Here is a 23,734-nt window from a genome sequence, read left to right as displayed (position 1 = left end):
CGGCGAGAACAAGAAGGCAGGACCGTGCAGGACACTCGTGCAACCGAGAGTGACGTACCTCAGCACCGGTACAACGCCGAGCTGGCGGGGCGGATCGAGCGGCGCTGGCAGCAGAACTGGGCCGAGCGCGGCACCTTCCACGCGCCCAACCCGGTCGGTCCGCTGGCCGGCGAGACGCCCGCGGACAAGCTGTTCATCCAGGACATGTTCCCGTTCCCGTCGGGCGCCGGCCTGCACGTTGGCCACCCGCTGGGCTACATCGCCACCGATGTGTTCGGCCGCTACCACCGCATGCACGGGCGCAACGTGCTGCACGCGCTGGGCTACGACGCCTTCGGCCTGCCCGCCGAGCAGTACGCGGTGCAGACCGGCGCGCACCCCCGGGTGACCACCGAGTCCAACATCGCCACGATGCAGCGGCAGCTGGACCGGCTGGGCCTCGGCCACGACCCGCGGCGCTCCTTCGCCACCACCGACCCGGAGTACTACCGGTGGACGCAGTGGATCTTCCTGCGCATCTACAACGCGTGGTACGACCAGGAGGCCGGGAAGGCCCGCCCGATCGCCGAGCTGGCAGAGCAGTTCGCCACCGGCGCGCGCCCGGTCCCCGACGGCGGCGACTGGAACGCGCTGACCGCCACCGAGCGCGGCGCGCTGCTGGACTCGTATCGCCTGGTGTACCAGTCGGATTCGATCGTCAACTGGTGCCCCGGCCTGGGCACGGTGCTGTCCAACGAAGAGGTCACCGCCGACGGCCGCAGCGAGCGCGGCAACTTCCCGGTGTTCCGTAAGCGCATGTGGCAGTGGATGATGCGGATCACCGCCTACGCCGATCGCCTGGTCGACGACCTGGACACGCTGGACTGGCCGGACAACGTGAAGTCCATGCAGCGCAACTGGATCGGTCGCTCGCGCGGCGCGCAGGTGCGCTTCGACGCGCCCGACGGCGAGCAGATCGAGGTCTTCACCACCCGCCCCGACACTTTGTTCGGCGCCACCTACGTCGTGCTGGCGCCCGAGCACGAGCTGGTCGACAAGCTGACCGCCGCCGCCTGGCCGGACAGCACCGCCGCCGCGTGGACCAACGGCGGCGCGGCCACCCCGGCGGAAGCCGTTGCGGCGTACCGCACGTCGATCGCCGCCAAGACCGATCTGGAGCGCCAGGAGAACAAGGAGAAGACCGGCGTCTTCCTGGGCTCCTACGCGACCAACCCGGCCAACGGCAAGCAGGTGCCGATCTTCATCGCCGACTACGTGCTGAGCGGCTACGGCACCGGCGCGATCATGGCCGTGCCCGGCCACGACCACCGCGACTGGGACTTCGCCACCGCGCTGGAACTGCCGATCATCGAGGTGATCGACGGTGGTGACATCACCGACGGCGCACACGCCGGCGAGGGCAAGCTGATCAACTCCGACTTCCTCAACGGCCTGGAGGTCGACGAGGCCAAGGCGACCATGATCGGTCACCTGGAGGCCGAGGGTCACGGCACCGGCACGGTCCAGTACAAGCTGCGCGACTGGCTGTTCGCCCGCCAGCGCTACTGGGGCGAGCCCTTCCCGATCGTCTACGACGCCGACGGAGTCGCGCACGCGCTGCCGGAATCCATGCTGCCCGTGGAACTCCCGGAGATGGCGGACTTCGCGCCGGTCACCTTCGACCCCGACGACGCGAACTCCGAGCCGTCCCCGCCGCTGGCCAAGGCCACCGACTGGGTGAACGTGGAACTGGACCTGGGCGACGGACCCAAGCAGTACCGCCGCGACACCAACGTGATGCCCAACTGGGCCGGGTCCTCCTGGTACCAGCTGCGCTACGCCGACCCGACCAACGCCGAGACGTTCTGCGCCGAGGAGAACGAGAAGTACTGGCTGGGCCCACGCACGGCCGAGCACGGCGCGAACGATCCGGGCGGCGTCGACCTGTACGTCGGCGGCGTGGAGCACGCGGTGCTGCACCTGCTGTACGCGCGGTTCTGGCAGAAGGTGCTCTTCGACCTGGGTGACGTCTCCGGCAGCGAGCCCTACCGCCGCCTCTACAACCAGGGCTACGTGCAGGGCTACGCCTACACCGACGAGCGGGGCGCGTACGTGCCCGCCGCCGAGGTCGTCGAGCGCGACGCCAAGTTCTTCTGGACCGGCGCCGACGGCGTCGAGATCGAGGTCAACCAGGAGTACGGCAAGATCGGCAAGTCGCTGAAGAACGCCATCTCGCCCGACGAGATGTGCGATCTGTACGGCGCCGACACCTTCCGCTTCTACGAGATGTCGATGGGTCCGCTGGACACCTCGCGCCCCTGGGCCACCAAGGACGTCGTCGGCGCGCACCGCTTCCTGCAGCGGGTGTGGCGCCTGGCGATCGACGAGGAGACCGGCGCGGTGAAGGCCACCGACGCCGCGCCCTCGGACGAGACCCTGCGCCTGGTGCATCGCACGATCGCCGGTGTCGACGAGGATCTGGCCGCGCTGCGCGACAACACCGCGGGCGCCAAGCTGATCGAGCTGACCAACCACCTCACCAAGAACTACCCCGACGGCGCCCCGCGCGCCGCCGTGGAACCCCTGGTGCTGATGCTGGCCCCGCTCGCCCCGCACATCGCCGAAGAACTGTGGGAACGCCTGGGGCACACCACCTCCCTGGCCCACGGCCCCTTCCCGATCGCCGATCCGGCCCTGCTGGTCGCCGACTCGGTGGAGTACCCGATCCAGGTGAAGGGCAAGGTGCGCAGCCGGATCCAGGTGCCCGCCGACGCCGATCCGGCCACGATCGAGGCCGCCGCGCTGGCCGACGAGAAGGTCGTCGCGCTGCTCGAGGGCGCGGCACCGCGCAAGGTGATCGTCGTGCCGGGCAAGATGGTCAATATCGTGCCGTGAGCCTGGTACCCGTTCGACGCGAGGAGCAGCACCGATGACCGATCCGACCGGCGAACGGGTACCCGAGCCCCAGGGCACGCTGGCGGGGATGCCGTACGACTGGCGGCGCTGAGGTTCAGGCCCGTACCTGGAGCACGTCGTTCAAGGTGACCAGCGACAGGTTGCGCTCCTTGATGATGTCGACCAGCTGGCCGTAGCAGTGGGTGACCGGCGGGAAGTTCGCGTGGCCGATGACGATCGTCTGGGCGGCGAAATACTTTCGCGCGCACTCGATCAGGTACTCCTCGGTGATCAGACCCGAGTCCGACAGCGAGCCGTACCACATGGTCGGCACGGTGTAGCCGAGGTCCGCGGCCACCTTGTCGACAGTGGCGTCGTGATAGCCGAACGGTGGCCGGTAGAACGGCGTGCCGTCGACACCGAAGTTGTTGCGCAGGAAGGTCTTCGTGCGGCCGAGCTGGTCGGCGACCGCGCTCGCGCTGATCTTGGTGAGCGCGGCGTGGTCCCAGGTGTGGTTGCCGAGCTGGATCTGACCCGACTCCACCAGCGGACGCAGGGCGTCGCGGTGGATCGTCCAGGACTCGTAGTAGCCGGTGACGAAGAAGGTGAAGCGGGCGCCGGTGTCCTTGGCCCACTGCACGTAGGCGCCGACCACCTCGGGGCTGGCGCCGTCGTCGACCGTGAGCGCCATGCTGGAGCCCTGGCCCGGCAGCGCGGTGATGGTCTCGGCGGGGATGATCGACTTCGGCCCGCCGGGCGGCGGCGGGAGCTGCGGCTTGGCCGGGGCCGGCGGCACGGTCGGCGGGGCGGGGATCTCGCCACCCGAGCCCGCGCTCACAGCCTCGCCCTCGGCGGTGGCGCAGCCGGTCAGCGCCACCGCGCCGCCCGCCGCGAGCAACGCCAGCATTCGACGTCTATCCACTTACGACAACCCCTACTCGAAACAGGTGCACCGCACTCCGACGGCCGGGCACGACTCACAAACAGCGGGACCGTACCCACCGAATCCGGCGAGCAGCTGAACCGGCGGGCACATTCGGGCGAACTGCGACGACCCCCAGCCGCTTCGTTCACACGAGAAGCGAGGCTACCGAATCAGCCGCGTCCGTGTCGGCCTGGCCGCATGCTGATCGCAAACGCCGCCGTCCCGGCGGGATGGGGCATCTGTCCTGGTCAACGCGGTCGCAGCACGATCTCGGTGGGATGCCCGTCGCGCGGGGTGTCGACGGCGGCGCGGACCGCGCCCGCCACCGTCTCGGGGGTGAGGAACTCCTCCGGGCGGTACTCGCGGCCCTCGTCGGCGACGATAGCGCGCTGCATGTCGGTATCGATGCGGCCGGGGAAGATCGAGGTCACCCGCAGGGTGGGTTCCTCCAGCCGCAACGCGTCGGCGAAGGCGCGCAGGCCGAACTTGCTCGCCGCGTATGAACCCCAGCCGGGATTGGCACGCAGACCCGCACCCGAATTGATCAGCACCACATGTCCGTTCGCGGCGCGCAGGGCGGGCAGCAGCACCCGGGTCAGCTCGGCCACCGCGATCAGGTTGACCTCGAGCGTGCTGCGCCACTGGTCGACCGAGGACTCCGCGACGGTCCCGAGGTCGGCGATGCCCGCGTTGTGGACGAGCACATCGAGGCGCTGGATCTCACTCGCCGCCGCGGCGACGGCCGGATAGTCGGTCAGCACCACCGGCCAGCCGCTCGCACCGGGCAGCTCGGTGCGGATCGGGGTGAGCGCCTCGGCGGAGCGAGCGCCGAGCAGCAGGTCGTGGGTCGGCGCGAGCTCCCGGGCGATCGCCGCCCCGAGTCCACGGCTCGCGCCGGTGATCAAAGCGGTCGGGGCCGGAGTACTGGTCACCGTCATGGGGCCCACGCTAGCGCCCGTATCGAGGTCACCACGCGGTGGTGGCGTTCACCTCCCGGCCGATGCCTACCTCAGAGCGTGGTGAGCAAGTGTCCAGCGAGGTGGGCATGGGGGCGGTGCCGGCGAATCCGGCAAATCCGGCTGGGAGGGGCATTTCGGCTGGATGTCCGTGTGGTTCGGGCGTAGATCGGCGGGTCACGCTAGTACCGTCGAGGCATGACCGATCCCCGGTACAACTACGGACCAGCTAACCCGCAGTATCCCCACGGGCAGGAGCCGCAGCCCCAACCGAAGGTCAATGTGGGCAAACTCTGGGCCGGTGGCATCGGCACCGCGGTCGTCGCCGCGCTGCTGGTGGTGGTCGCGATCATGCTGGTGCGCGGCGTGCTCGGCATCGCGATCCTCTCGCCCGAGGGCGCCGGCGCCTACGGCACGGTGTCGACCACCTCCTACGCGCTGGCCGCGGCGGGCGCGGCGCTGCTGGCGACGGCCCTGCTGATGGTGCTGCTGCTGGCCATGCCCAGTCCGCTGACCTTCTTCACCTGGATCTGCCTGCTCGTCACGGCCGTCGCGGTGATCCTGCCGTTCACCCTGGTCGCCGATATGGACGCCAAGATCGCGACCGCGGTGATCAACCTGCTCGTCGGGCTGTGCATCACCACCATGCTCAGCTCGGTCGGCTCGGCCGCGCAGAACGACCCGCGTCAAGTGGGGTACTGACCATCACAGGCCTGCCGGGATGCCATTCGGCCTGGTCGGTCGCAGAATAGACAGATGACAGACCCAGGGTTCACCCCCACGCAGCTCGCGGCCCGCGCCGCCTATCTCCTGCGCGGCAACGACCTGGGCACGATGACCAGCGCCGCGCCCCGCCTCTACCCGCACATGTGGAGCTGGGACGCGGCGTTCGTCGCGGTCGGGCTGGCGCCGCTGAGCGTGGAGCGCGCCGTCGTCGAACTCGACACGCTGCTGTCGGCGCAGTGGAAGAACGGGATGATCCCGCACATCGTCTTCGCCAACGGCGTCGACGGCTACTTCCCCGGGCCCGCCCGCTGGGAGTGTCGCAGGCTGGCCGCCAACGCACCCGACGGGCCCGACACCTCCGGAATCACCCAGCCGCCGGTGCATGCCATCGCGGTACAGCGAATCCTCGACCATTCCCGCAGGCACGGCCGTTCGACCAGGGCCGTCGCCGAGGAATTCCTGAACCGGCGCTGGCCGGATCTGGTGCGCTGGCACCGCTGGCTCGCGCACGCCCGCGACCCGAAGGAGACCGGACGCGTCACGCTGTACCACGGCTGGGAATCCGGAATGGACAACTCGCCGCGCTGGGATCGCGCCTACGCCAACGTGATTCCGGGCGAGGACCTGCCGCCGTACCGGCGCGCCGACACCGCCATCATCTCCGATCCCACCCAGCGCCCCAGCGACCGCGAATACGATCGCTACCTGTGGCTGGTCGAGCAGATGCGGCGGGCGAACTACGACGACTACCAGCTCACCTCGGTGATGAGCTTCGCCGTCGAGGACGTGTTCGTCTCGGCGATCTTCGCGCTGGCCTGCGAGGTGCTGGCCGATATCGGCGAGGAGTACAAGCAGCCGCACGCCGATGTCCGCGAGCTGCACGGGTGGGCCGACCGGTTCCGCAAGGGCGTGGTCGCCACCACCGACGAACGGACCGGCGCCGCCCGGGATTACGACGTGCGGCTGCAACGCTGGATCGGCACCGAGACGCTGGCGATGTTCGCGCCGCTGCTCTCGGGCGGGCTGCCCCGCCCGGCCGAACGCGCCCTGCTCAACACCTTCGAGGGTCCACGCTTCTGCGGTCACCCCGACCTGCGCTACGCGCTGCCGCCGTCGACCTCGCCGGTCTCCAAGGACTTCCGCCCGCGCGAGTACTGGCGCGGGCCGGTGTGGCCGGTGATGAGCTGGCTGTTCTCCTGGGCGTTCGCCCGGCGCGGCTGGGCCGAGCGCGCCTACATGCTGCGCGCGGAAGGACTGCGCCAGGCCAGCGACGGCAGCTTCGCCGAGTACTACGAGCCCTTCACCGGCGCGCCCCTGGGCAGCATGCAGCAATCCTGGACCGCCGCTTCGGTTCTCGACTGGCTGGGCTGAGTCAGTACTCCCCGCCGACGGCCCGCGGCTCGACGGTGATGCCGAGTTCGCGGGCCAGGGTGGCGGCCAGTGATTCCAGGTCACCGCCCTCGATGGTGGCGCCGCGCAGCGCGGTCAGGCCGTACACGCCGGTCAGGTCGCACTCCTCGAAACGCAGGTTCTGCTGCGGTCGGGCATCGCTGAACCGGGCGCCGGTGAGATTGCAGCGCTCGAAGCGGACATTGCGGAACTCGGTGCGCTGGAAATCGGCCTGGCGCAGGTCGCAGTCGCGGAAAACGACGGTCCGCAGCCGGGATTCGGCGAAGGAGGCCAGATCCGCGCGGCTCGAGTCGACGAGCACGTCGCGCAGCACGCCCGCGGTCCAGGACAGTCCGGTGAGTCTGCCGTGCGCGATCTCGGTCTCGAACATCGAGGAGTCGTCGGCCTGCACGTTGGCGAGATCGCAGACGCGCAGGACGGATTCGCTGACAGTGGCCTGACGCAGGGTGCTCGGGAAGCGGACGCTGTCGAACAGGCAGCCCTCGGCGGTGAAGCCGTGGACGTGGACCTCGGCGAAGTCGGCGCCGCGATACTCGACCGCGGCCGCGGTGCGATCGTCGGCCGGGTCGTCGGCCGGGGTCGCCGGTCGCAACCCGCCCGGTGCTGCCACCGCCGGCTCGAATCGCACCGCACGCTTGCGCGCCATCGCCCACCACTCCCGTCGTCGGATGTCGGCACCAAGATACGGGCACCCACCGACCGGTCCGGGTGTCCAGGCCGCTGACCGAGGGCGCGGCCAACTATTCGACAACACCTCATCAGTAACACTGGTCACACCCGTATCGATGACCTACGGTCGAGGGCCATGGACACCAAGCGCTGGAGTTCGACGGTTCGCCGCAGTTTCACCGCGCTGTCACTGGTCGCGCTGGCCGGGCTCGTGCCCGTGCCCGCGCAGGCCGGGCCGAGCGGGCCCGATGTGTCGTCCTGGCAGCATGTGGACGGCCGGATGATCGACTGGCACGCGGTCCGCGCGGCCGGTCATCAGTTCGCGATGGTCAAGGCCACCGAGGGGCTGCACTACGTCAATCCGTACTTCGTAGCGGACAGCCTGCTCATGCGCACGGCCGGCATCGCCCGCGGCACCTACCATTTCGCCAGACCGGAGCTGCCGCCCGAACCGCAGGCGGCGCTGTACGCGACCACGGTCCTCGGCCAGAACGGACCGCTCGACCTGCCGCCGGTGCTGGATCTGGAGACCTCGGGCGGCCTGCCACCGGACGCGCTGATCGACTGGACGCAGCGCTACCTGAACACGGTTCAGGCCATCACCGGCCGCGCCCCGATCATCTACACCTACCCGAACTTCTGGAAGACGGCGATGGCCGACACCAGCCTGTTCACCCGCTACCCCCTGTGGATCGCCGACTACCGCGGCGAAGCCGAACCCGAAGTCCCCGGCAACTGGCCCGCCTGGACCTTCTGGCAGACCACCGACCGTGGCAGCATCCCCGGCATCGGCGGCGCCACCGACGTCAACGTCTACAGCGGCGCCCAGGGCGACTTCGCCCGCTTCGCCAACATACCGAGCTTCGGCAGCAGCTAGCCGCCACGATTTCATCCGCAACGGGTGAGGTTGCGAGGCTGCCCAGCCGCGATCCTGCCTACGACGGCAGACGACGGAGGAGCGCGGGATGAGCATCGTGGTAGACGTGGACAACTTCACCCGGGTCGAGTCCGACACGATGATCCAGCGCATGCTGCCGATCATCGGCGGACTCGGCGTGTTCAAGCACGACCGTGAGCTCGCCCCACTGGACCAACAGCCGGTGATCCGCCAGAACCGCGACACGCTCTACTCGACCGCCATCGTCGCGCTCGTCGACGGCAGCGCCACGCTGACCGTCCCGGAAGCGGGCGAACGCTACCTGTCGGTGATGGTGATCAACCAGGACCACTACATCAATCGCGTGTTCCACCGCGCGGGCACCTACGAACTGACGCGCGCGGACTTCGGCACCGACTATGTCGTCGTCGCCGCGCGAATCCTGTTCGACCCCAACGACCCGGCCGACCTCGCCGAGGTCCACCGGCTCCAGGACGGCCTGACCGTCGAAGCCGGACCGCAGCCCGCCTTCGACTACCCCGACTACGACGCCGCGAGCCACAAGCAGGTCCGCGACGCCCTGTTGGCACTGAGCAAGACGATGGTCGGGTTCACCCGGGCGTTCGGCAGCGCCGAGCAAGTCGACCCCATCCACCATCTGGTCGGCACGGCGGCGGGTTGGGGCGGCCTGCCCGATGCCGAGGCGTACTACCTCAACATCACCCCGGAACTGCCCGTCGGTGAGTACACGATGACTTTCCGCGATGTCCCCGCCGATGCCTTCTGGTCGCTGAGCGTCTACAACGGCGACGGCTACTTCGAGCCCGGCCCCAGCGGCATCACGAACGTGAACTCGGTCTTCGCCGCCCGCAACGAGGACGGCTCCACCACGGTCCGCCTCGGCTCGACCGGTCCCGGCGTCGAGAACGGCATTCCGCTGCCCGCGGGCTGGAATCTCCTGATCCGCCTCTACCGCCCCAGGCTCGACGATCTCGCCGACTGGCAGGTACCGAAGGTCGAGCCTGCATGACAAACGCCACCACCAGAATATGGTCATACTTGTGACCATGAAGCTGGCTGAAGCGAAGGCAACACTGTCCGAGCTGGTCGCTCGTGTCCGCAGCCAGCACGAACGGGTGACGATCACTGTGCACGGCGAGTCCCAGAAAACGACGAAGCCGCTACTCGCCCAGTCGAGTAGCGGCTTCATCAGCGGGACGGGTGTCGGCTAGACGCCGATGCGGCCGCCGTTCTTCTTCCACACCACCGCGACAGCCGGGCGGGGCTGGGCCGTGCCGCCGTCGGGCCAGTGGGACTGCGGGTTGTCGGGGGTGGCGTCGTCGGCCTCGCCCGGGTGCTGGACCGCGACGATGACGCGCTGCTCGGTGACGATCGGGCCGCAGGTCTCGGCGCCCTTGGGGACAGTGAGGAACTGTTTGGTCTCACCGCGGTTGGGGCCGTCGAGGATCACCGAGAACAGGCCGTCGTTGGTCTTGAGGGCGTTGCCGTCGGTGGAGATCCACAGGTTGCCGTACGGGTCGAAGGCCAGGTTGTCCGGGCAGGAGATCGGGCTGACCTTGGTCTTGTCGAAGCCGGCGAAATAGGTGTCGGCGGCGGCGGGGTCACCGCAGACCAGCAGCAGCGACCAGGTGAAGTCGGTGCCGGTGTGGTTGTCGGTGAGCTCGAGGACCTGGCCGTTCTTGTTCAGCTTGCGCGGGTTGGCCTCGTCGACGCCCGGCTTGTCGTCCTTGGCGCGGTTGTCGTTGTTGGTCAGCGCCACGTAGACCTTGCCGGTGAACGGGTTGGCCTCGAAGTCCTCGGGGCGGTCCATCTTGGTGGCGCCGACCTTGTCGGCGGCCAGGCGGGTGAACACCGCGACCTCGGCGGCGCTCATGCCGTCCACCAGGGACTTGCCCTTGCCGTCGTCGCCGGTCTCGAGCAGCGGAATCCACTGGCCCTTACCGGTGAAGCCCTTGTCGGAGGGAACGGTGCCGCTGCCGTCGATCTTGTCGGGGTGGTCGCCGGTCAGCTTCGCGACGTAGAGGGTGCCCGCGTCGAGGATCGTCATGTTGTGCCGCATCGCCGAAGCGCCGGTGCCGGACTGGATCTTGCGCGAGGACACGAACTTGTACATGTAGTCGAACTTCTCGTCGTCGCCGGTGTAGGAGACGACGTCACCCTTGTCGGTGACATAGATCGAGGCGCCCTCGTGCTTGAGCCTGCCCATCGCCGAGTGCTTGACCGGCGTCGACGTGGCGTCCCACGGGTTCACCTCGACGACATACCCGAAACGGTTGGCCTCGTTGGGTTCCTGGCTCAGGTCGAAGCGCTTGTCGGTGCGCTCCCACTGGTTCGGGGTGCCGCCCTTGGGGAAGCCATAGCGCTTGACCCGGCCCTGCGGGTCGGAGGCCTTGTCGCCGTTGGCGAAGTAGCCGTTGAAGTTCTCCTCACCGGAAAGCACGGTGCCCCAGGGGGTCACGCCACCGGCGCAGTTGGCGAAGGTACCGAGCACCTTGGTGCCGGAGGGGTCGGCGCCGGTGACGGTGAACGCGCTGCCCGCGGCGGGGCCGGTGAGGGTGAACTCGGTGTCGGCGGTGACGCGGCGGTTGTACTTGCCGAAGACGGGGGTGAGCTTGCCGGAACCGGCCTCGCCCTTGACCTCGACGACGGTCATGCCGTGCGCGGCCTTGGTGATGGCGATCTGCTCGTCGGTCGCGGCGTCCTTGTTGTAACCGCGGAACATCATCGGGCCGGTGGTGTACTCATGGTTGACCACGAGCAGGTAGCTGTTGGCCTGGCCCTCGATCGGCAGCAGCGCGGCGAAGTCGTTGTTGTAGCCGAACTGCTTGGCCTGCGCGGCCGCGCTCTGCTTGTCGAAGTCGAACGCGGGGGCGTCGGCGAAGATCGGATCGCCCCAGCGGAGCACGACCTGCTGCTCGTAGCCGTCCGGGATGACCAGCGCGTCTTCCTTGTTCGGCGCGACGGCGGTGAACGCCGTTCCGGTGCCGGGAGTGCCCGCCGGCGTCGGCGCCGGGGTGGTGGCGGTCTCGGCGGCGTCGTCGCCGCAGGCGGCCAGCGCGCCCGCCGCGCCGAGGGCGAGCACGGCGGCGGCGCCGCCCTTGATCAGGCCGCGACGGTTCAGGCCGCTGACGATGTCACCGAAGTAGGCGCCCTCGGACGTGTTCGGCGGCTCGTGGAAGCAAGCGTTGCCACACTTGTATTCACAGGTCAGGGCGGCGCGTGCCGACTGGCCGTCGTGCTTGACGAACAGGGCGAGCGGTTTCGGACTCACGGTGACTCCTGAGTAGGTCGGACTTCGCCGCACGGTAGGCAGCCCAGGCGAGCCATCGGGAACGCGAAGATGAACACACGACCAAAACTCGGCGAGTGCTGTACTCGCCGAGTTCGGTGGGTTCGGTTGTCATCAGGCGTTGACCGGCAGGGCGATCACCACCTCCTGCTCGTTGCCGGGCAGGTAGTGCACCTGCAGGATCCGGCCGACCTGCACGTGGCCGATCGCCGACGGCGGCAGGAACTTCTCGGCGCTGGTCTGGAAGGTGCTGCCGTCCGGGCGGGTGACCACCAGGCCGAGGATGATCTCGGTGTACCCACCGCGGATCCGGCCGGGGACGTCGAGGCTGCGGACCACCGCCTGGGCGGCCAGGCCGCGCTCGGCGATGTCGAGCTTGCCGCGGGTGGTGATGCCCTTGCGGATGAGCGATTCGTTCATCGCTCGCTGCGCGGCACCGGAGTCACCGGAGCGGTCCACCTCGACCTTGTCGGTGCGGCCCGGCAGATACCGGACCGGCAGCACGACGCCGGGCTGCAGCAGCGCCAGCTCGGTGAGTGGCACGATCATCTTGGCGTGCGAGTCGAAGACCTTCCCGTCCGCGCCTTCGACGCGGAATTCGATCCGCACCTGCGGCTGATCGTTGACCGAGACCCCGGTCTGGCGGAACGAGGTGATGGTGCCGATGCCCACCTCGCCCTGGCGGAACTCGCCGCTGTTACGGCCGGTGAAGGCCTCCATGATGCCGTCGCCGGTGAAGGCGAAGACCATCGGCACGATGGTCAGGGCGATGATCGGCAGCGCCATCTGCGGGCCGACCCAGCCGAGCATGCCGCCGGTGAACTCGTCGGGGGTGTAGGTGAGGCCGTAGTAGAGGTAGTAGCCGATGGACAGGACCCCGAAGGCGACCGCGGCCGCGCGGAGCTTGGATTTCATGATTCCTCCTCGTGAAGTGGTGCGACCGGGTCGCGATCAGGTCAGGCGATCGTGGTGCAGGCGAAGGTGATGTCGAACTTCGCGGTGGCCGGGCCCGCCAGCGGGTTGGTCAGGTCGGGGGCGCTCACGCCCTCGCCGGTGATGCGGAAGGTGTTGCCGTCCTTGGCGAGCTTGGCCGAGCCGCCCGGCTGGCCGTTGCCGTAGCCGACCGCGTAGGGCAGGCCGTTCGAGCCGCCCTGGGTGCCGGCGATCGCCACCGCCTGGACGGTGTCGCCCTCGACCGAGGCGCTGACCGAGAGGTTGCCGTAGGTGGCGTTGGCCAGGTCGGTCAGCGCGAGCGCCAGGGTGCCGCCCTGCTTGGCGCAGGTGGTGTCGAACTTGGCGGCGAATTCCTTGCCGTCGACGCTGGCGGTGGACTTGCCCGCGGCGGGCGCCGGGGCGGCCGAGCCGGTGCTCGACGGGGTCGAGCTGGTGCCGGAGTCGCTGCAGCCGGTGACGAACAGCGCGGTGGCGGCGGCGGAAGCGGCGAGGGCGGCGATCAGCTTGGTGTTCATGGTGTTTCCGTTCTCTCGGTTGAGCGGGCCGGTTCTCGGTGGCCCGTTGAGAGAAAGGTAGAAATCATCGGCGCCCTACCGATCCCAACTTTTCCGTGCGCCACCCGCCGGAAATGCCGTTAACCTGGTCGAATGCGAAGACCCCGCGCCCTGGTGCTCGACGAGGTGTGGCGCGGGCTCGACGGCGTCGACGCCTTGAGCGGGCCACAGGGCGGCCCGCTGCGCCGCACTGTGAAGCTGATCCTCGACCCGCTGGTCATCCGGCCCGTGCAGCATCCGCTGTGCGCGGGCACCGTGCTCTCCGCCGACGGCAGCACGCTGCTGACCTCGCTGGTGCTGGCCCAGTCCGACGTGCTGCGGGCCTGCGCCGAGTGGTTCACCGTGCTCAAGCAGGTGCGCCGGGCGCTGCGGATCACCGAGGGCAATGCCCAGGACCTGTACTTCCAGCGCTGTTTCGAACTGGCGACCGTGCACGGCGCGCCCGGCCCGGACGCGCGGGCACGGGCCGAGGCGATGCTGCGCGAGGTGCACGAGAGTACCGGCGGGCGCACCACGGCGGCCCTGAAAGACCATGTGACCGACCCGCACCGGCTGGTGGAGCTCACCGCGCTGCTCGACGTCGCCTGGAACCGGCGGCCGCTCTCGGAGTTCGGGGTCCGCGATCTGGCGCCCGCGCTGACCGAACTGCTCGAGGCGAGCACCCTGGCCCGCGACGGTGATCCCGCCGACGCGGGCCCTCTGCTCGACGAACTCGTCGAGGACCAAGCGGGCACCCACCGCGGCATCGCGCTGTGGCGCGCGCATCCGGCGCATGGCGCCGACGACCTCGGACTGACGATGCACACCTGTCCCCAGCGTCCCGACCTGGGCGCTTCGGCGTCGACCGCGAATCTCGGACTGCCGTTCGACCGCACCGTGTACGAGCGGGTCTTCACCGTGCTGCAAGGCAGTGTCGACCGCACCGATCTCCCGGACATCCCGGAGCTGGTGACCACGGAGATCTCCCGCAGTTGCTCGCCGTGGGGTCTGCTGGACGAATCGCTGCGGGTGACCGCGGCCGCGGGTTGCGAACTGGCACTGGGACTCTCGCCGATCACTACCTCCGACGATGGCGACACCGGGTCCTCGCGCGCCCACGAGGTGGTCAACAGCCGCTGGCGACGGGAGGCGTACGTGCTGCAGGCGCGGCGTTACGCGGTCCATGTGGTCGACGGCGCGACCGGCCCGCTGGCCGCCGTCGCCGCCGAACTGCGCACGCCGTGGCGTCCCTATCTGCGCAGGTTATGGGTCCGGCTGCACGGGCGCGACGTGCGGGAGATGCCGGTCTTCGAGCCGGGCGAGCTGTGGGATCTGCTCGACGGGGTCGCGCGCTCGGTGATCCTGGACCACCGCACCAGGGTGAAGCAAGCGCTCACCACCCTGGGTGAGCACGCGACGATGCGAGCGAGGGCGAGCTGATGACGACGATCCGCGTCCAGCGCGCGGCGGGCACCGTGACACTGATTCCCCAGGACGCGCCCACCACCCCGCCGACAGTGCTCGACGACACGCCCACCCTCGACGCGCTCGTGCTCGACGTGGTCGGCGGCCATCTGAGCTGGAGTCTGCTTGCCGGACAGTCACTTCCGGCCGCCGTGCTGGACGACCCGGACGCCGCGCAGGATTGGCTGTGGGCCGTCTACGGCGAGGAGGCCGCGCTCACCGTCGCAGACGGACAGCGACGCACCCTGACCGCCGCCCCGCTACGGCCCGACCTCACGGCCGCGCTGCGGCGACTCGCGTACGCGCACTGGGCGACTCGGTGGTGGCCCGCGTCGACCGTCGATGGCATTCCCGCGCTCGATCCGGCGCTGCTGGCCGCCGATGTCGAGGAGTTGACCGAGGCATGCGATATGGCGCTCGACGTCGAAGTGCCGACATCACTCGACCGCCTGGCCGGATTCGGAGTATCCGATCGGACGTCGGCAGCGAATTCGGTAGCGGCGGAGGACCCTTCCCGAGGCGGCGGCGGGCCGAGCGGGTCAGCGGATTCGACGGGGCAGGAATGGCCCGGTCTCCGGGCCGAGCAGTCCGACACCGGGCCGGGGTCCACCCGCGCGGACGATTACGCGCTCGCCGCGGGCGGTGCCGGCGAAACCGGCGGCCTCGTGTTCGCGCGCGGCAGTGGTGAATGCGACTGGCGTCGGTGTCCGCCCGGCCTCCTCGACGCGGGCGGCGGCGCGGTGTCATGGCAGGTCCTGCGGACGGACGGAGTATCGACTGTGCAGGTCAGCGTGGTCGCGGCACCCGGTTGCCCGCGCGAGGTGCCCGCGCATCTGCGCCCGCACGCACGCATCACCGCCGGTGCCGAGGTCGCCGAGGTGGCGTTGCGACGCCGAGGTGACGCCTGGGTCGGCGCGGCCCGAGTCGGCGAGTTCCTCGGCCGCGAACTGACCGTGGACGTTTTCGTGCCCGGTGTCGGACCGGCGGGCCCGCAGCCGGACGAGGCACCCGCGCGCGGACTGATCCGGGACTTCGCCCGGCAGCGGCTCACCGGATCGTCGACCGGCGAACCGCTGCTCGGCGCCGAAGCCGTGGCCGCCGCGGATGATTCGGACTTCTGATGCTCGCGGCGAATCCCCCGATGTCGAGCGCCGCGACGGCGCGGGCCACGACAGCCGAACGCGACGACCGTCCCCGACCGAGGCGAGGTAGCAGATGGCAGCGGTAGGCAAGACCTCCGACAAGGACGATGCCCAGCTCACCGAGGGGTACGAGGCGTATCAGCGCGGCGATCTCGTCGGCGCGCTGGCGATCTTCGAGCGGGTGGCCGACGGCGCGGCGCCGCGGTTGCGCAGCGCGGCGCTGATCAATGCCGCGAGCATGGCCGACGAGATCGGCGAGCATCGGCGCTCGGTCGAGTTGTTCCAGACCGCGCTGGCCGTGCTGCCCGAGGACGCGGCGCACCAGCGGCCCGCCGCCCTGGTCAACCTGTCGCAGGCGCAACAGCATCTCGGTGAGCTCGACGCGGCGCAGCAGTCGCTCGAGCAAGCGCGCGAGCTGCTCGCCGACACCACCGACCAGGGCATGGTCCGGGTGGCCTGCCTGCTCTCGCTGACCGCGGTGGCGCTGCACCGCGGGCAGTGGGCGCACGCCGCCGAGCTGGCGCACGAATCACTGGGCGCGACCGAACGTTTCGCGCCGGAACTGGCGGGCCATCCGTTGATGAACCTGGCCGCGAGCTCGTTCGAGACCGGCAGGCACGAGATGGCCTTCGACTTCGCCCGGCAGGCGATGAGCGCCTTCGCCGCGACCGGCGATCAGGCCGCGGTCGCCGAGGCGTCGCAGAACCTGGCGATCATGCTGGTCAGGGCGGGGCGCTACGACGAGGCCGAGGAGCCGCTGCGCTCCAGCCAGGAATTCTTCGAGGGCGCCGAGCTGGGGCACTGGTCCGGAATCGGCTACAAGACACTGGGTTTCCTCGCGGAAGGCCGCGGCGACTACGTCGCCGCGCGCACCCACTACCTGCGAGCACTGGATCGTTTCGACAGCACCGGGGTGGTCCTCGACGCCGCCGACGTCCGGTTGCGACTGGCCACCGTGCAGTTCGCCCTCGGCGACCCGCGGCGCTGCGAGGAGCTGCTCGCGGCGGCCTTCGCCGAGTACTCGGCACACGCCCTCGGCCTGCACTGCGCCCAGCTCGACTACTGGCACGCCGAACTGCTGCACACCGCGATCGAGCGGGCCACGCACCCGGATCCGGCGCTGGTCGCGCAGGGGGTCGGGCTCGCGGTGCCCGCCGCGCTGGCGATCGACGCGGTGCGCCACACCCTGCCCAACGGCAACCAGCGCGAGCACTGGCATCGCGCCGTCGCCGCGCCTGCCATGCGGCTGGCCTTCCGCTTCGCGGTGCTGTCCGGGGACGGGCAGCTGGTCAGCGATCTGATCGACACCCAGTGCGCGGGAACGAGTCTCGATCCGGCGGCCTTCGACGACACGGTCACGCCCACGCTCGGATTCGAATTGCTCGACGCCCCCGACGAGGAGCCCGTCTTCGCGCCCGCGCTCCAGCTCGGGGCGGCCCTCGCCGACGTCGCCGCCGCCGCGGGCATTCCCGTCGCACCACCGCCGCGATTGTCCGACGACGGCCGCATCGTGCTGTCGGACTTCATCTCCTACGCCGAGCGACGCTACGCGCGGCCGGTGCGCGACGACCGGGTGATCACGCTATGAACGCCCCGACCGCCGTGATCAGGATGGCCGACGCCGGCGATGTCTACGTGTCGTGGCGGTGGGACGACGACACCGCCGCCCGTGGCGTCGGTACCCTGCCCAGGGATCAGGTTCGCGAGGTGCTGCGGCTGCTGGGCGACGCGGTCCCCGACCCCGCGCGTCCCGACGAGCTGCGGCGGGTGATGACCGAGGGCGCGCTGGCGAACCCCACCGCGGAAAACGATCTGGCCCAGGCGCTTTCCCGGGCTCTGCTGCCCTATGGGCTCGCCGTGCAGCTCTACGAGCTGTCCCAGCGCGGCATCCGGCCGCATCTGCGGATCCAGCCCTCGCCGCGCCTGGCGCAGGTGCCGTGGGAGATCATCGCGCCCGATCCCGAACTCCGGCTGCTCGATATCGCCGATGTCAGTCTGCTCGCGCCCGCCTCGGTGGTACACGCGCCGGAACGGGTCGTGCGTCGCTGGACCGAGACCGCCGATCTACCGGTCGTCGCGGTGCTCGATCCGCGCGTGCCCGGCTATCGGGCGGACTCCGAGCTGGGCTCGGTCCTCGGCAGGCCGAGCGCCGACACCCTGGTGGCCCAGCATTTCAGCCGCTACGACGGCAGGCTGGTCCCGCACGTCGGCGATCCGGTCGCCCTGTTCCGCCGCACCGACACCGACCGCGAGTGGCTGTCCACGGCGCTGCGGGCCGGCGCCAGCCGACTCGTGTACGTCGGCCATGTCACCGCGCCGCCGCCCGAGTCGGGCGAGAGCGAGCACGCCGAGCTGCACCTGAGTTGCACCGCCGACGCGCGCGGCCTGGCGACCCCCACCCGCACCCATCGTCCGCTGTCGGCCAAGGACCTGCTGCTCGGCACGCACACCATCGACCCCGCCCCCACGGCCGGCCGCGCGCTGTGGCCGATGCCGAGCCGGGTCGCCCTGATCGCCTGCGAGAGCGGCGGTGACCTGCGCTTCACCGAGGCCCTCGGCCTCACCACGGCCGCGCTGTCGGCCGGCGCGGAACTGGTGACCGCCACCCGGTGGCCGCTGCCCACCGATCACGCCTTCCACACCTTGACCGCCGCCACCGGGTCTCCGTTGCAGGCCGCCATCTGCGCCGTCGACACGGCGCACGATTCGTCCACACCGGTCCCCACGCTGCTGACCTGGCAGCGGGCGCGGCTGGACGCGTGGCGAGCTGACCCGGCCCCCGAGAACTCCCCGCTGCTCTGGGCGGCTTTCGCCACCGTGACCGACTGAGGACCTACTCGGGCAGGCCGAGGCCGGCGGCGAGCACCGGCCACGACCGATGGAAGGCGTCGCGCCAGTAACCCCACGAATGGGTGCCGGTGGCCTGGCGGTCGAAGGTGGCCGGGATGCCCAGCTCGCCGAGCCTGGTCTCCAGATTGCGGGTGCACCAGTTGACCGCGGCCTCGATGACGCCGCCGACGATGAGCTGATTCGCCAGGCCGGCCGGGGTCGGGTTCATCATGTACGGATCGTCGACGCTGTCGTGCGGGCCGGGCAGACCGGAGGAATCGGAGACGAACAGCCTTGTGCCGCGCAGTTTCTCGGCGTGCAGCACCGGATCGTTGGCGGCCCACGCCGGGTCGTCGTCGGCGCCGTACATATTGCGCACATCGCCGCCGCCGTAGGTCTGCACCACCAGCTTGGTGAACTGCTGACCGATCGGATCGGCGATCTGCGCGCACCCGCTGTATCCGGCGACGGACTGATAGAAGCCGGGCCTGGCCTCGGCCAGCTGGAGCACGGCGGTCGCGGTCATCGAGTTCGCGGCGATGGCGTTGACGCCGTTGGTCCCGAGGGCCTGATCGACCAGCGGCGGCAGCTCGTCGAGCAGGAAAGTGCGCCATTTGTTGCGGCCCAGCGTCGGGTCGTCGCGCTGCCAATCGGTGTAGTACGCCCAGGCGCCACCGATCGGCATCACCACGTTGACGTCCTTGGTGGCGAGGAAATCGCCGACGTCGGTGTTCTGCCACCAGGTCGCCCGGTCCTCGCCGCCGCCCGCGCCGTTGAGCAGGTAGAGCACCGGTCGCGGCCGTGAGGCGTCCTTCGGTCGCTGCACCTTGATCGTGACGGCCTTGTTCATCGCGGCCGAGAAGACCAGCATGCTCAGATCGCGCTCGCCGATCCGGCTGGAGACGATGTGCGAGCCGTCGGCCGTGGTCGGCGTCGCGAGCAGCTTCTTCGATTCGACGATCGGATCACCGCCCTCGGCCAGGCCGTTGCCCGCGCCGAGGACGGTGGCGCATACCGCCAGCACGCACGCGGCGGTCCCCGAAGCCAGTGCGCGCCTGATTGTTCCGACCATCCGCCGAGCTCTCCCCAGAAACTTGAATCGGCAGACATTCGGTTGACCGCCAGGACACCGAACAGTATCCGGCGGGTGCTCGGCCGTCGAGCCGACAGTATTGCGGGCGCGCGACGGCGGTCAGCGGATCAGTGGTCGTCGTAGTGACCGTCGTGGGCCGCGTGCCGGTGGCCGTCGTGGATGTAGTCGACGTGGTCACCGTGCGGCACCGCGACATGCCCGCATCCGGGGCCGTGGACGTGGTCGTGGGTGGAGTGCTGGACGTGTGCTGTGGTCTCGCACTCGTCGAAGTGGCCGTCGTGTTCGCGGTGCAGGTGGCCGTCGTGGACGTAGTCGACGTGATCTTCGTGCGGAACCGCGACATGCCCGCAGGTGGGGCCGTGGACGTGGGTGTGTTCTGGATGCTCGACATGTGCCGTTGTCATCGGTGCTCTCCCTGTACTCGTACCGGTCGATTCACGCTGGAACACCCTCGACATTAACAGTTGCGCATGTGTTGCCATAACCGCGTTCGACCTGGTCAGAGGACCTGGTCGAGGAAGCGGCGCAGGCGCGGGGTCGCGGCGTCGTCGAACACGGCGTCGGGGGTGCCGGTCTCCACGACGACGCCCTGGTCCATGAACACGACGCTGTCGGAGACGCTACGGGCGAAGCCCATCTCGTGGGTCACCACGATCATCGACATGCCGCCCGAGGCGAGGTCGGCCATCAGCGCGAGCACTCCCTTGACCAGCTCCGGGTCCAGCGCCGAGGTGGCCTCGTCGAAGAACATGAGCTCCGGCTTCATGGCCAGCGCGCGGGCGATGGCCACGCGCTGCTGCTGGCCGCCGGACAGCGCGGCGGGCCTGGCGTCGGCCTTGCCGGCGAGCCCGACGATCTCGAGCTGTTCCAGCGCCAGCGCCCGCGCCTGCTCGGCCGACAGCCCGCGCAGCTTGCGCGGGCCGAGCGCGACATTGTCGGCGACCGTCTTGTGCGGGAACAGGTTGAAGTGCTGGAAGACCATGCCGATGCGCTGACGCAGCTTGTCGGGATCGTCGCGCAGCACCGACTTGCCGTCGAGCAGCACGTCGCCGGAATCGGGCTCGTGCAGGCGGTTGAGCACCCGCAGCAGGGTCGACTTGCCCGAGCCCGACGGGCCGATGACGGTCGTCGCGTGGCCGGCCTCGACGTGGATGTCGACCCCGCGCAGGATGTGGTTGTTGCCCAGCGTCAGGTGGAGGCCGGTGCCGGTCAAGGAGGCACTCATGCGCCGCGTCCTTCCGTGATGACAGCCTGCTCGATCGGGTCGGCGGGCGTCGGTTTGCCGGTGCGCATCCGCCCGTCGATGTAGTTCACCAGGTGGGTGAGCGGGATGGTCAGCACGAGATACATCAGGCCCGCGGCGACCAGCGGGGACAGGTTGCCGGTCTGGGCGTTGAGGTCGCGGCCGACAGCGAACAGCTCACGCTGGGAGGCGAGCAGGCCGAGGAAGTAGATCAGCGACGAGTCCTTGATCAGCGCGATGAATTGGTTCATCAGCGCGGGCAGCACCCGCCGCACCCCCTGCGGGATCACTACCAGCGTCATCGCCTGCCGGTAGCCGAAACCGATGGCGCGGGCGGCTTCGAGCTGGCCCGGCTCGACCGACTGGATGCCGGAGCGGAAGATCTCGCCGATGTAGGCGGCCGCGAGCAGCGCCAGCGCGATCGCGCCGAGCCAGTACGGGTTGCCGCCGGTGATGTCGCGGACGACCGGGCCGATGCCGAGGCCGATCAGCAGGATGATCACGACGGCGGGCAGACCACGGAAGATGTCGGTGTAGACGCGGGCGGGCCAGCGCAACCAGCGGGTGCGCGAGATCCCCATCACCGCCAGGATCATGCCGAGCACCGTGCCGAGCACGCCCGACACCAGCGCCAGGATCAGCGTGTTCGGCAGGCCGGTCTTGATCAGATCGGGAAAGGCCTTGCGGTACAGGGACCAGTCGAAGAACGTGTCCTTCAACTGCTGCAGGGTCGACTTCTGCACCGCCTGCTCGGTCTGCCCCGGCTCCTGCGCCGCGGCGATCGCGGCGAAGTCCGGAAGTTGCGGGGCTGGCACGGCTTTGGAGCCGGGCTTCCAGCCCGGCGGCAGTTCACGCGGTACCCAGTCCTCGTAGAGCCGGGCGTAGGTGCCGTCGGCGATCACCGCGTCCAGGCCGGAGTTCAGCGCGTCGATGAGCGGCTGATTGTTCTTGGCGACGGCGTAGCCGACGAAATTGTCCAGGCTGAAGGTGTTCTCCGAGACCACGATTCCGTCGCCGGGCTTGATCGCGCCCTCGGCCTGGGCCGACGGGGCGACCCAGGCGTCGACCTGACCCGACTTCAGATTCGCGTAGGCGGTGTTGTAGTCGGGGAACTTCACCGGATCCAGCTTCAGCTGGTTGACCACGAACTCGTCCTGCACGGTGCCCTGCACGACCGCGATCCTGGTGCTGCCGCTCAGATCACCGAAGCCCTTGATGGCGCTGCCCTGCGGCACGACCAGCGAGAAGTAACCGAAGTCGTAGCCGTTGGTGAAACCGACCAGCTCCCGCCTGGCGTCGGTGGTGGTGATGTTCGACGAGCCCACGTCGAACCGCTTGCCCGAGACCTGTGCGAGCAGACCGGCGAACTCCGTACCCGAGAACTCGACCCGCAGTCCGAGCTTCTCGCCGATAGCCCTGAGCAATTCGTTGTCGAAGCCGGTGAACGTGCCCTGCCCGTTCACGCAGATGCTCGGCGGCGCGTCCGACAGGGTGCCGACGCTGAGCGTCCCGGGATTGAGCAGTCCGAGCTTGCCGGTATCGATCGACTCGATCGGCGCGGTGGTCGCGGTGGTGTAGCGATCGGTGCCCGCGGTCGCCGAGGAGGCGAGGTTGGTCGGCGCGGCCGTGGCCGCGCTCGCGCCGGGTGGGGAACACAGATCACGGGTCGCCGTGTCACCACTGTCGCCACAGCCGGTCGCGGCCACGCCGACGAGCAGTAACAACGCGGCTAACCGCGCCCGGGTTCGCACAGCACGCACACCTGCCATGGCGATAGACCCTAGCCGCAACCTTGCACGGCGAGGGTTACGCGCACCCCGCGTCGGGACGGATCAGCAGGTCAGGCGAGGCCTTCCAGGAGTTCGGGGTTCACATCGTCGCGCCATTCGATGGCCTTGCGCACGGTGCCGAGGTCGTAGTCGGGCCCGGAGACGCCGACGGTGAACAGCGTGACACCCGCGGCGTGCAACGCGTCGGCTTGCTCGCGACCCTGCCACTGCACCGACCGCTCGATCCGGTCCGCGTCGGCACCGACGGCGGCGGCGTGCTCGGCGAGGACCTTGTTCTTGTGCGCCAGCGTGTCCACATCGACGAAGGAATGCCAGATGTCGGCGTACTCGGCGACCAGGCGCAGCGTCTTGCGCTCGCCGCCACCGCCGATCAGGATCGGGATCTCCCGGACCGGCCCCGGGTTCAGCTTCGCCAGCCTCGTCTTGATCCGGGCCAGGTTGTCCTTCAACAGGTTCAGCCGGGTGCCCGGGGTACCGAAGTCGTAGCCGTACTCGTCGTAGTCCCGCTGGAACCAGCCGGCGCCGATCCCGAGGATCAGCCTGCCGCCGCTGATGTGGTCGACCGTGCGGGCCATATCGGCGAGCAGATCGGGATTGCGGTAGCCGCCGCCGGTGACCAGCGCGCCGAGTTCGACCCGCTCGGTCTGCTCGGCCCACGCGCCGAGCATGGTCCAGCACTCGAAATGCGCGCCGGCGGGGTCACCGGTGAGCGGGAAGAAGTGGTCCCAGTTGAAGACGATGTCCACGCCCGCGTCCTCCGCGCGCAACACCGCGTCGCGGATGAGCGCGTAGTCGGGCGCGTGCTGCGGCTGAAGCTGGACTCCGATACGGACTGGACGACTCATACCGCGCTCCTCGGCACTCGGGTGGACTCCGCGCCCGAGGCTACCCGGAAATACCGAGCGGGTCCGGGCGGGCCGCTACGATCCCAGCGACCCT

The 23,734-nt window shown here is 69.7% G+C and carries 21 protein-coding genes; 10 read left to right on the top strand and 11 right to left on the bottom strand.

The window, feature by feature from the left end; all coding sequences use genetic code 11:
• Positions 1 to 24 precede the first annotated feature (24 nt).
• A complete protein-coding gene (gene leuS / locus V8688_RS08590) occupies positions 25 to 2,874 on the top strand; it encodes a leucine--tRNA ligase (RefSeq protein ID WP_342800562.1) in 2,850 nt (949 codons plus the stop codon).
• A gap of 115 nt (positions 2,875 to 2,989) precedes the next feature.
• On the opposite strand, the gene V8688_RS08585 is transcribed toward leuS, so the two are convergent.
• Together V8688_RS08585 and V8688_RS08580 are read right to left on the bottom strand one after the other, a co-directional pair.
• The gene (locus tag V8688_RS08585) at positions 2,990 to 3,781 is read right to left on the bottom strand and encodes a polysaccharide deacetylase family protein (RefSeq protein ID WP_218718553.1); all 792 of its coding nucleotides are present in this window, start codon (positions 3,779 to 3,781) and stop codon (positions 2,990 to 2,992) included.
• A gap of 266 nt (positions 3,782 to 4,047) precedes the next feature.
• On the bottom strand, positions 4,048 to 4,737 hold the full coding sequence (locus V8688_RS08580; protein WP_342800561.1) for an SDR family oxidoreductase: 690 nt from the start codon (positions 4,735 to 4,737) through the stop codon (positions 4,048 to 4,050).
• Positions 4,738 to 4,953: 216 nt separating this feature from the next.
• Between V8688_RS08580 and V8688_RS08575 the strand changes: the two genes are divergently transcribed.
• Both V8688_RS08575 and V8688_RS08570 read left to right on the top strand, forming a co-directional pair.
• Positions 4,954 to 5,457 (top strand): DUF6069 family protein, encoded by a 504-nt coding sequence (locus V8688_RS08575; protein WP_218718555.1) that lies wholly within the window; start codon positions 4,954 to 4,956, stop codon positions 5,455 to 5,457.
• A gap of 54 nt (positions 5,458 to 5,511) precedes the next feature.
• Entirely contained in the window at positions 5,512 to 6,852 is a 1,341-nt protein-coding gene (locus V8688_RS08570; RefSeq protein WP_218718556.1) for a glycogen debranching protein, read from the top strand.
• Position 6,853: 1 nt separating this feature from the next.
• On the opposite strand, the gene V8688_RS08565 is transcribed toward V8688_RS08570, so the two are convergent.
• A complete protein-coding gene (locus V8688_RS08565; protein ID WP_342800560.1) occupies positions 6,854 to 7,537 on the bottom strand; it encodes a pentapeptide repeat-containing protein in 684 nt (227 codons plus the stop codon).
• A gap of 159 nt (positions 7,538 to 7,696) precedes the next feature.
• Here V8688_RS08565 and V8688_RS08560 point away from each other — a divergent pair, with 159 nt between their 5' ends.
• The 3 genes from V8688_RS08560 (at position 7,697) to V8688_RS08550 (ending at position 9,669) form a co-directional block, all read left to right on the top strand.
• Entirely contained in the window at positions 7,697 to 8,437 is a 741-nt protein-coding gene (locus tag V8688_RS08560; RefSeq protein WP_218718558.1) for a glycoside hydrolase family 25 protein, read from the top strand.
• 88 nt (positions 8,438 to 8,525) lie between these two features.
• Positions 8,526 to 9,467 carry a DUF1254 domain-containing protein gene (locus V8688_RS08555; RefSeq protein ID WP_218718559.1) on the top strand — a complete coding sequence of 314 codons (942 nt, stop codon included), beginning with the start codon at positions 8,526 to 8,528 and terminating at the stop codon, positions 9,465 to 9,467.
• 37 nt (positions 9,468 to 9,504) lie between these two features.
• Positions 9,505 to 9,669, top strand: coding sequence for a type II toxin-antitoxin system prevent-host-death family antitoxin (locus tag V8688_RS08550; protein ID WP_255587772.1), 165 nt, complete (start codon positions 9,505 to 9,507; stop codon positions 9,667 to 9,669).
• On the opposite strand, the gene V8688_RS08545 is transcribed toward V8688_RS08550, so the two are convergent.
• The 3 genes from V8688_RS08545 to V8688_RS08535 all read right to left on the bottom strand — a co-directional run bounded on the left by V8688_RS08545 (position 9,666) and on the right by V8688_RS08535 (position 13,216).
• A complete protein-coding gene (locus V8688_RS08545) occupies positions 9,666 to 11,729 on the bottom strand; it encodes a PhoX family phosphatase (RefSeq protein WP_218718561.1) in 2,064 nt (687 codons plus the stop codon). The two genes, V8688_RS08550 and V8688_RS08545, sit on opposite strands and share 4 nt — an antisense overlap.
• A gap of 132 nt (positions 11,730 to 11,861) precedes the next feature.
• On the bottom strand, positions 11,862 to 12,662 hold the full coding sequence (locus V8688_RS08540; protein WP_218718562.1) for a hypothetical protein: 801 nt from the start codon (positions 12,660 to 12,662) through the stop codon (positions 11,862 to 11,864).
• A 41-nt stretch (positions 12,663 to 12,703) separates the two neighbouring features.
• Positions 12,704 to 13,216, bottom strand: a complete 513-nt coding sequence (locus V8688_RS08535; RefSeq protein ID WP_342800559.1) for a lipoprotein LpqH — start codon at positions 13,214 to 13,216, stop codon at positions 12,704 to 12,706.
• 132 nt (positions 13,217 to 13,348) lie between these two features.
• On the opposite strand from V8688_RS08535, the gene V8688_RS08530 reads away from it, so the two are divergent.
• The 4 genes from V8688_RS08530 (at position 13,349) to V8688_RS08515 (ending at position 18,669) form a co-directional block, all read left to right on the top strand.
• On the top strand, positions 13,349 to 14,674 hold the full coding sequence (locus V8688_RS08530) for a hypothetical protein (protein WP_255587759.1): 1,326 nt from the start codon (positions 13,349 to 13,351) through the stop codon (positions 14,672 to 14,674).
• Positions 14,674 to 15,819 carry a hypothetical protein gene (locus V8688_RS08525; RefSeq protein WP_218718564.1) on the top strand — a complete coding sequence of 382 codons (1,146 nt, stop codon included), beginning with the start codon at positions 14,674 to 14,676 and terminating at the stop codon, positions 15,817 to 15,819. Before V8688_RS08530 ends, V8688_RS08525 begins: the two co-directional genes overlap by 1 nt.
• A 94-nt stretch (positions 15,820 to 15,913) precedes the next feature.
• The gene (locus tag V8688_RS08520) at positions 15,914 to 17,428 is read left to right on the top strand and encodes a tetratricopeptide repeat protein (protein ID WP_342800558.1); all 1,515 of its coding nucleotides are present in this window, start codon (positions 15,914 to 15,916) and stop codon (positions 17,426 to 17,428) included.
• A complete protein-coding gene (locus V8688_RS08515; protein ID WP_218718566.1) occupies positions 17,425 to 18,669 on the top strand; it encodes a CHAT domain-containing protein in 1,245 nt (414 codons plus the stop codon). The genes V8688_RS08520 and V8688_RS08515 overlap by 4 nt, the downstream gene beginning before the upstream one ends.
• A 4-nt stretch (positions 18,670 to 18,673) precedes the next feature.
• On the opposite strand, the gene V8688_RS08510 is transcribed toward V8688_RS08515, so the two are convergent.
• The 5 genes from V8688_RS08510 to V8688_RS08490 form a co-directional block, all read right to left on the bottom strand.
• Positions 18,674 to 19,741: an alpha/beta hydrolase family protein gene (locus tag V8688_RS08510; protein ID WP_342800557.1), complete on the bottom strand. Its 1,068-nt coding sequence runs from the start codon at positions 19,739 to 19,741 to the stop codon at positions 18,674 to 18,676.
• A gap of 128 nt (positions 19,742 to 19,869) precedes the next feature.
• Entirely contained in the window at positions 19,870 to 20,166 is a 297-nt protein-coding gene (locus tag V8688_RS08505; protein ID WP_218718568.1) for a hypothetical protein, read from the bottom strand.
• A gap of 95 nt (positions 20,167 to 20,261) precedes the next feature.
• Positions 20,262 to 20,987, bottom strand: a complete 726-nt coding sequence (locus tag V8688_RS08500) for an amino acid ABC transporter ATP-binding protein (protein ID WP_218718569.1) — start codon at positions 20,985 to 20,987, stop codon at positions 20,262 to 20,264.
• Complete coding sequence (locus V8688_RS08495; protein ID WP_218718570.1) at positions 20,984 to 22,774, bottom strand: ABC transporter substrate-binding protein/permease; 1,791 nt, start codon at positions 22,772 to 22,774, stop codon at positions 20,984 to 20,986. The genes V8688_RS08500 and V8688_RS08495 overlap by 4 nt, the downstream gene beginning before the upstream one ends.
• Positions 22,775 to 22,845: 71 nt before the next feature.
• Complete coding sequence (locus V8688_RS08490) at positions 22,846 to 23,640, bottom strand: LLM class F420-dependent oxidoreductase (protein ID WP_218718571.1); 795 nt, start codon at positions 23,638 to 23,640, stop codon at positions 22,846 to 22,848.
• Positions 23,641 to 23,734 lie beyond the last annotated feature (94 nt).

The sequence above is a fragment of the Nocardia sp. No.11 genome, from assembly GCF_038752175.1.
GTDB lineage: Bacteria > Actinomycetota > Actinomycetes > Mycobacteriales > Mycobacteriaceae > Nocardia > Nocardia canadensis.
Note: the sequence above shows the minus strand (reverse complement) of the source record. Positions and strands in the feature narration are given on the sequence as shown.

Coding starts and splice junctions, on each gene's coding strand:
- V8688_RS08560 (WP_218718558.1), top strand. CDS start 7,697: ATGGACACCAAGCGCTGGAGTTCGACGGTTCGCCGCAGTTTCACCGCG.
- V8688_RS08520 (WP_342800558.1), top strand. CDS start 15,914: ATGGCAGCGGTAGGCAAGACCTCCGACAAGGACGATGCCCAGCTCACC.
- V8688_RS08525 (WP_218718564.1), top strand. CDS start 14,674: ATGACGACGATCCGCGTCCAGCGCGCGGCGGGCACCGTGACACTGATT.
- V8688_RS08565 (WP_342800560.1), bottom strand. CDS start 7,537: ATGGCGCGCAAGCGTGCGGTGCGATTCGAGCCGGCGGTGGCAGCACCG.
- V8688_RS08510 (WP_342800557.1), bottom strand. CDS start 19,741: ATGGTCGGAACAATCAGGCGCGCACTGGCTTCGGGGACCGCCGCGTGC.
- V8688_RS08490 (WP_218718571.1), bottom strand. CDS start 23,640: ATGAGTCGTCCAGTCCGTATCGGAGTCCAGCTTCAGCCGCAGCACGCG.
- V8688_RS08555 (WP_218718559.1), top strand. CDS start 8,526: ATGAGCATCGTGGTAGACGTGGACAACTTCACCCGGGTCGAGTCCGAC.
- V8688_RS08530 (WP_255587759.1), top strand. CDS start 13,349: ATGCGAAGACCCCGCGCCCTGGTGCTCGACGAGGTGTGGCGCGGGCTC.
- V8688_RS08570 (WP_218718556.1), top strand. CDS start 5,512: ATGACAGACCCAGGGTTCACCCCCACGCAGCTCGCGGCCCGCGCCGCC.
- V8688_RS08535 (WP_342800559.1), bottom strand. CDS start 13,216: ATGAACACCAAGCTGATCGCCGCCCTCGCCGCTTCCGCCGCCGCCACC.
- V8688_RS08515 (WP_218718566.1), top strand. CDS start 17,425: ATGAACGCCCCGACCGCCGTGATCAGGATGGCCGACGCCGGCGATGTC.
- V8688_RS08495 (WP_218718570.1), bottom strand. CDS start 22,774: ATGGCAGGTGTGCGTGCTGTGCGAACCCGGGCGCGGTTAGCCGCGTTG.
- V8688_RS08500 (WP_218718569.1), bottom strand. CDS start 20,987: ATGAGTGCCTCCTTGACCGGCACCGGCCTCCACCTGACGCTGGGCAAC.
- V8688_RS08580 (WP_342800561.1), bottom strand. CDS start 4,737: ATGACGGTGACCAGTACTCCGGCCCCGACCGCTTTGATCACCGGCGCG.
- V8688_RS08540 (WP_218718562.1), bottom strand. CDS start 12,662: ATGAAATCCAAGCTCCGCGCGGCCGCGGTCGCCTTCGGGGTCCTGTCC.
- V8688_RS08585 (WP_218718553.1), bottom strand. CDS start 3,781: ATGCTGGCGTTGCTCGCGGCGGGCGGCGCGGTGGCGCTGACCGGCTGC.
- V8688_RS08550 (WP_255587772.1), top strand. CDS start 9,505: ATGAAGCTGGCTGAAGCGAAGGCAACACTGTCCGAGCTGGTCGCTCGT.
- V8688_RS08575 (WP_218718555.1), top strand. CDS start 4,954: ATGACCGATCCCCGGTACAACTACGGACCAGCTAACCCGCAGTATCCC.
- V8688_RS08505 (WP_218718568.1), bottom strand. CDS start 20,166: ATGACAACGGCACATGTCGAGCATCCAGAACACACCCACGTCCACGGC.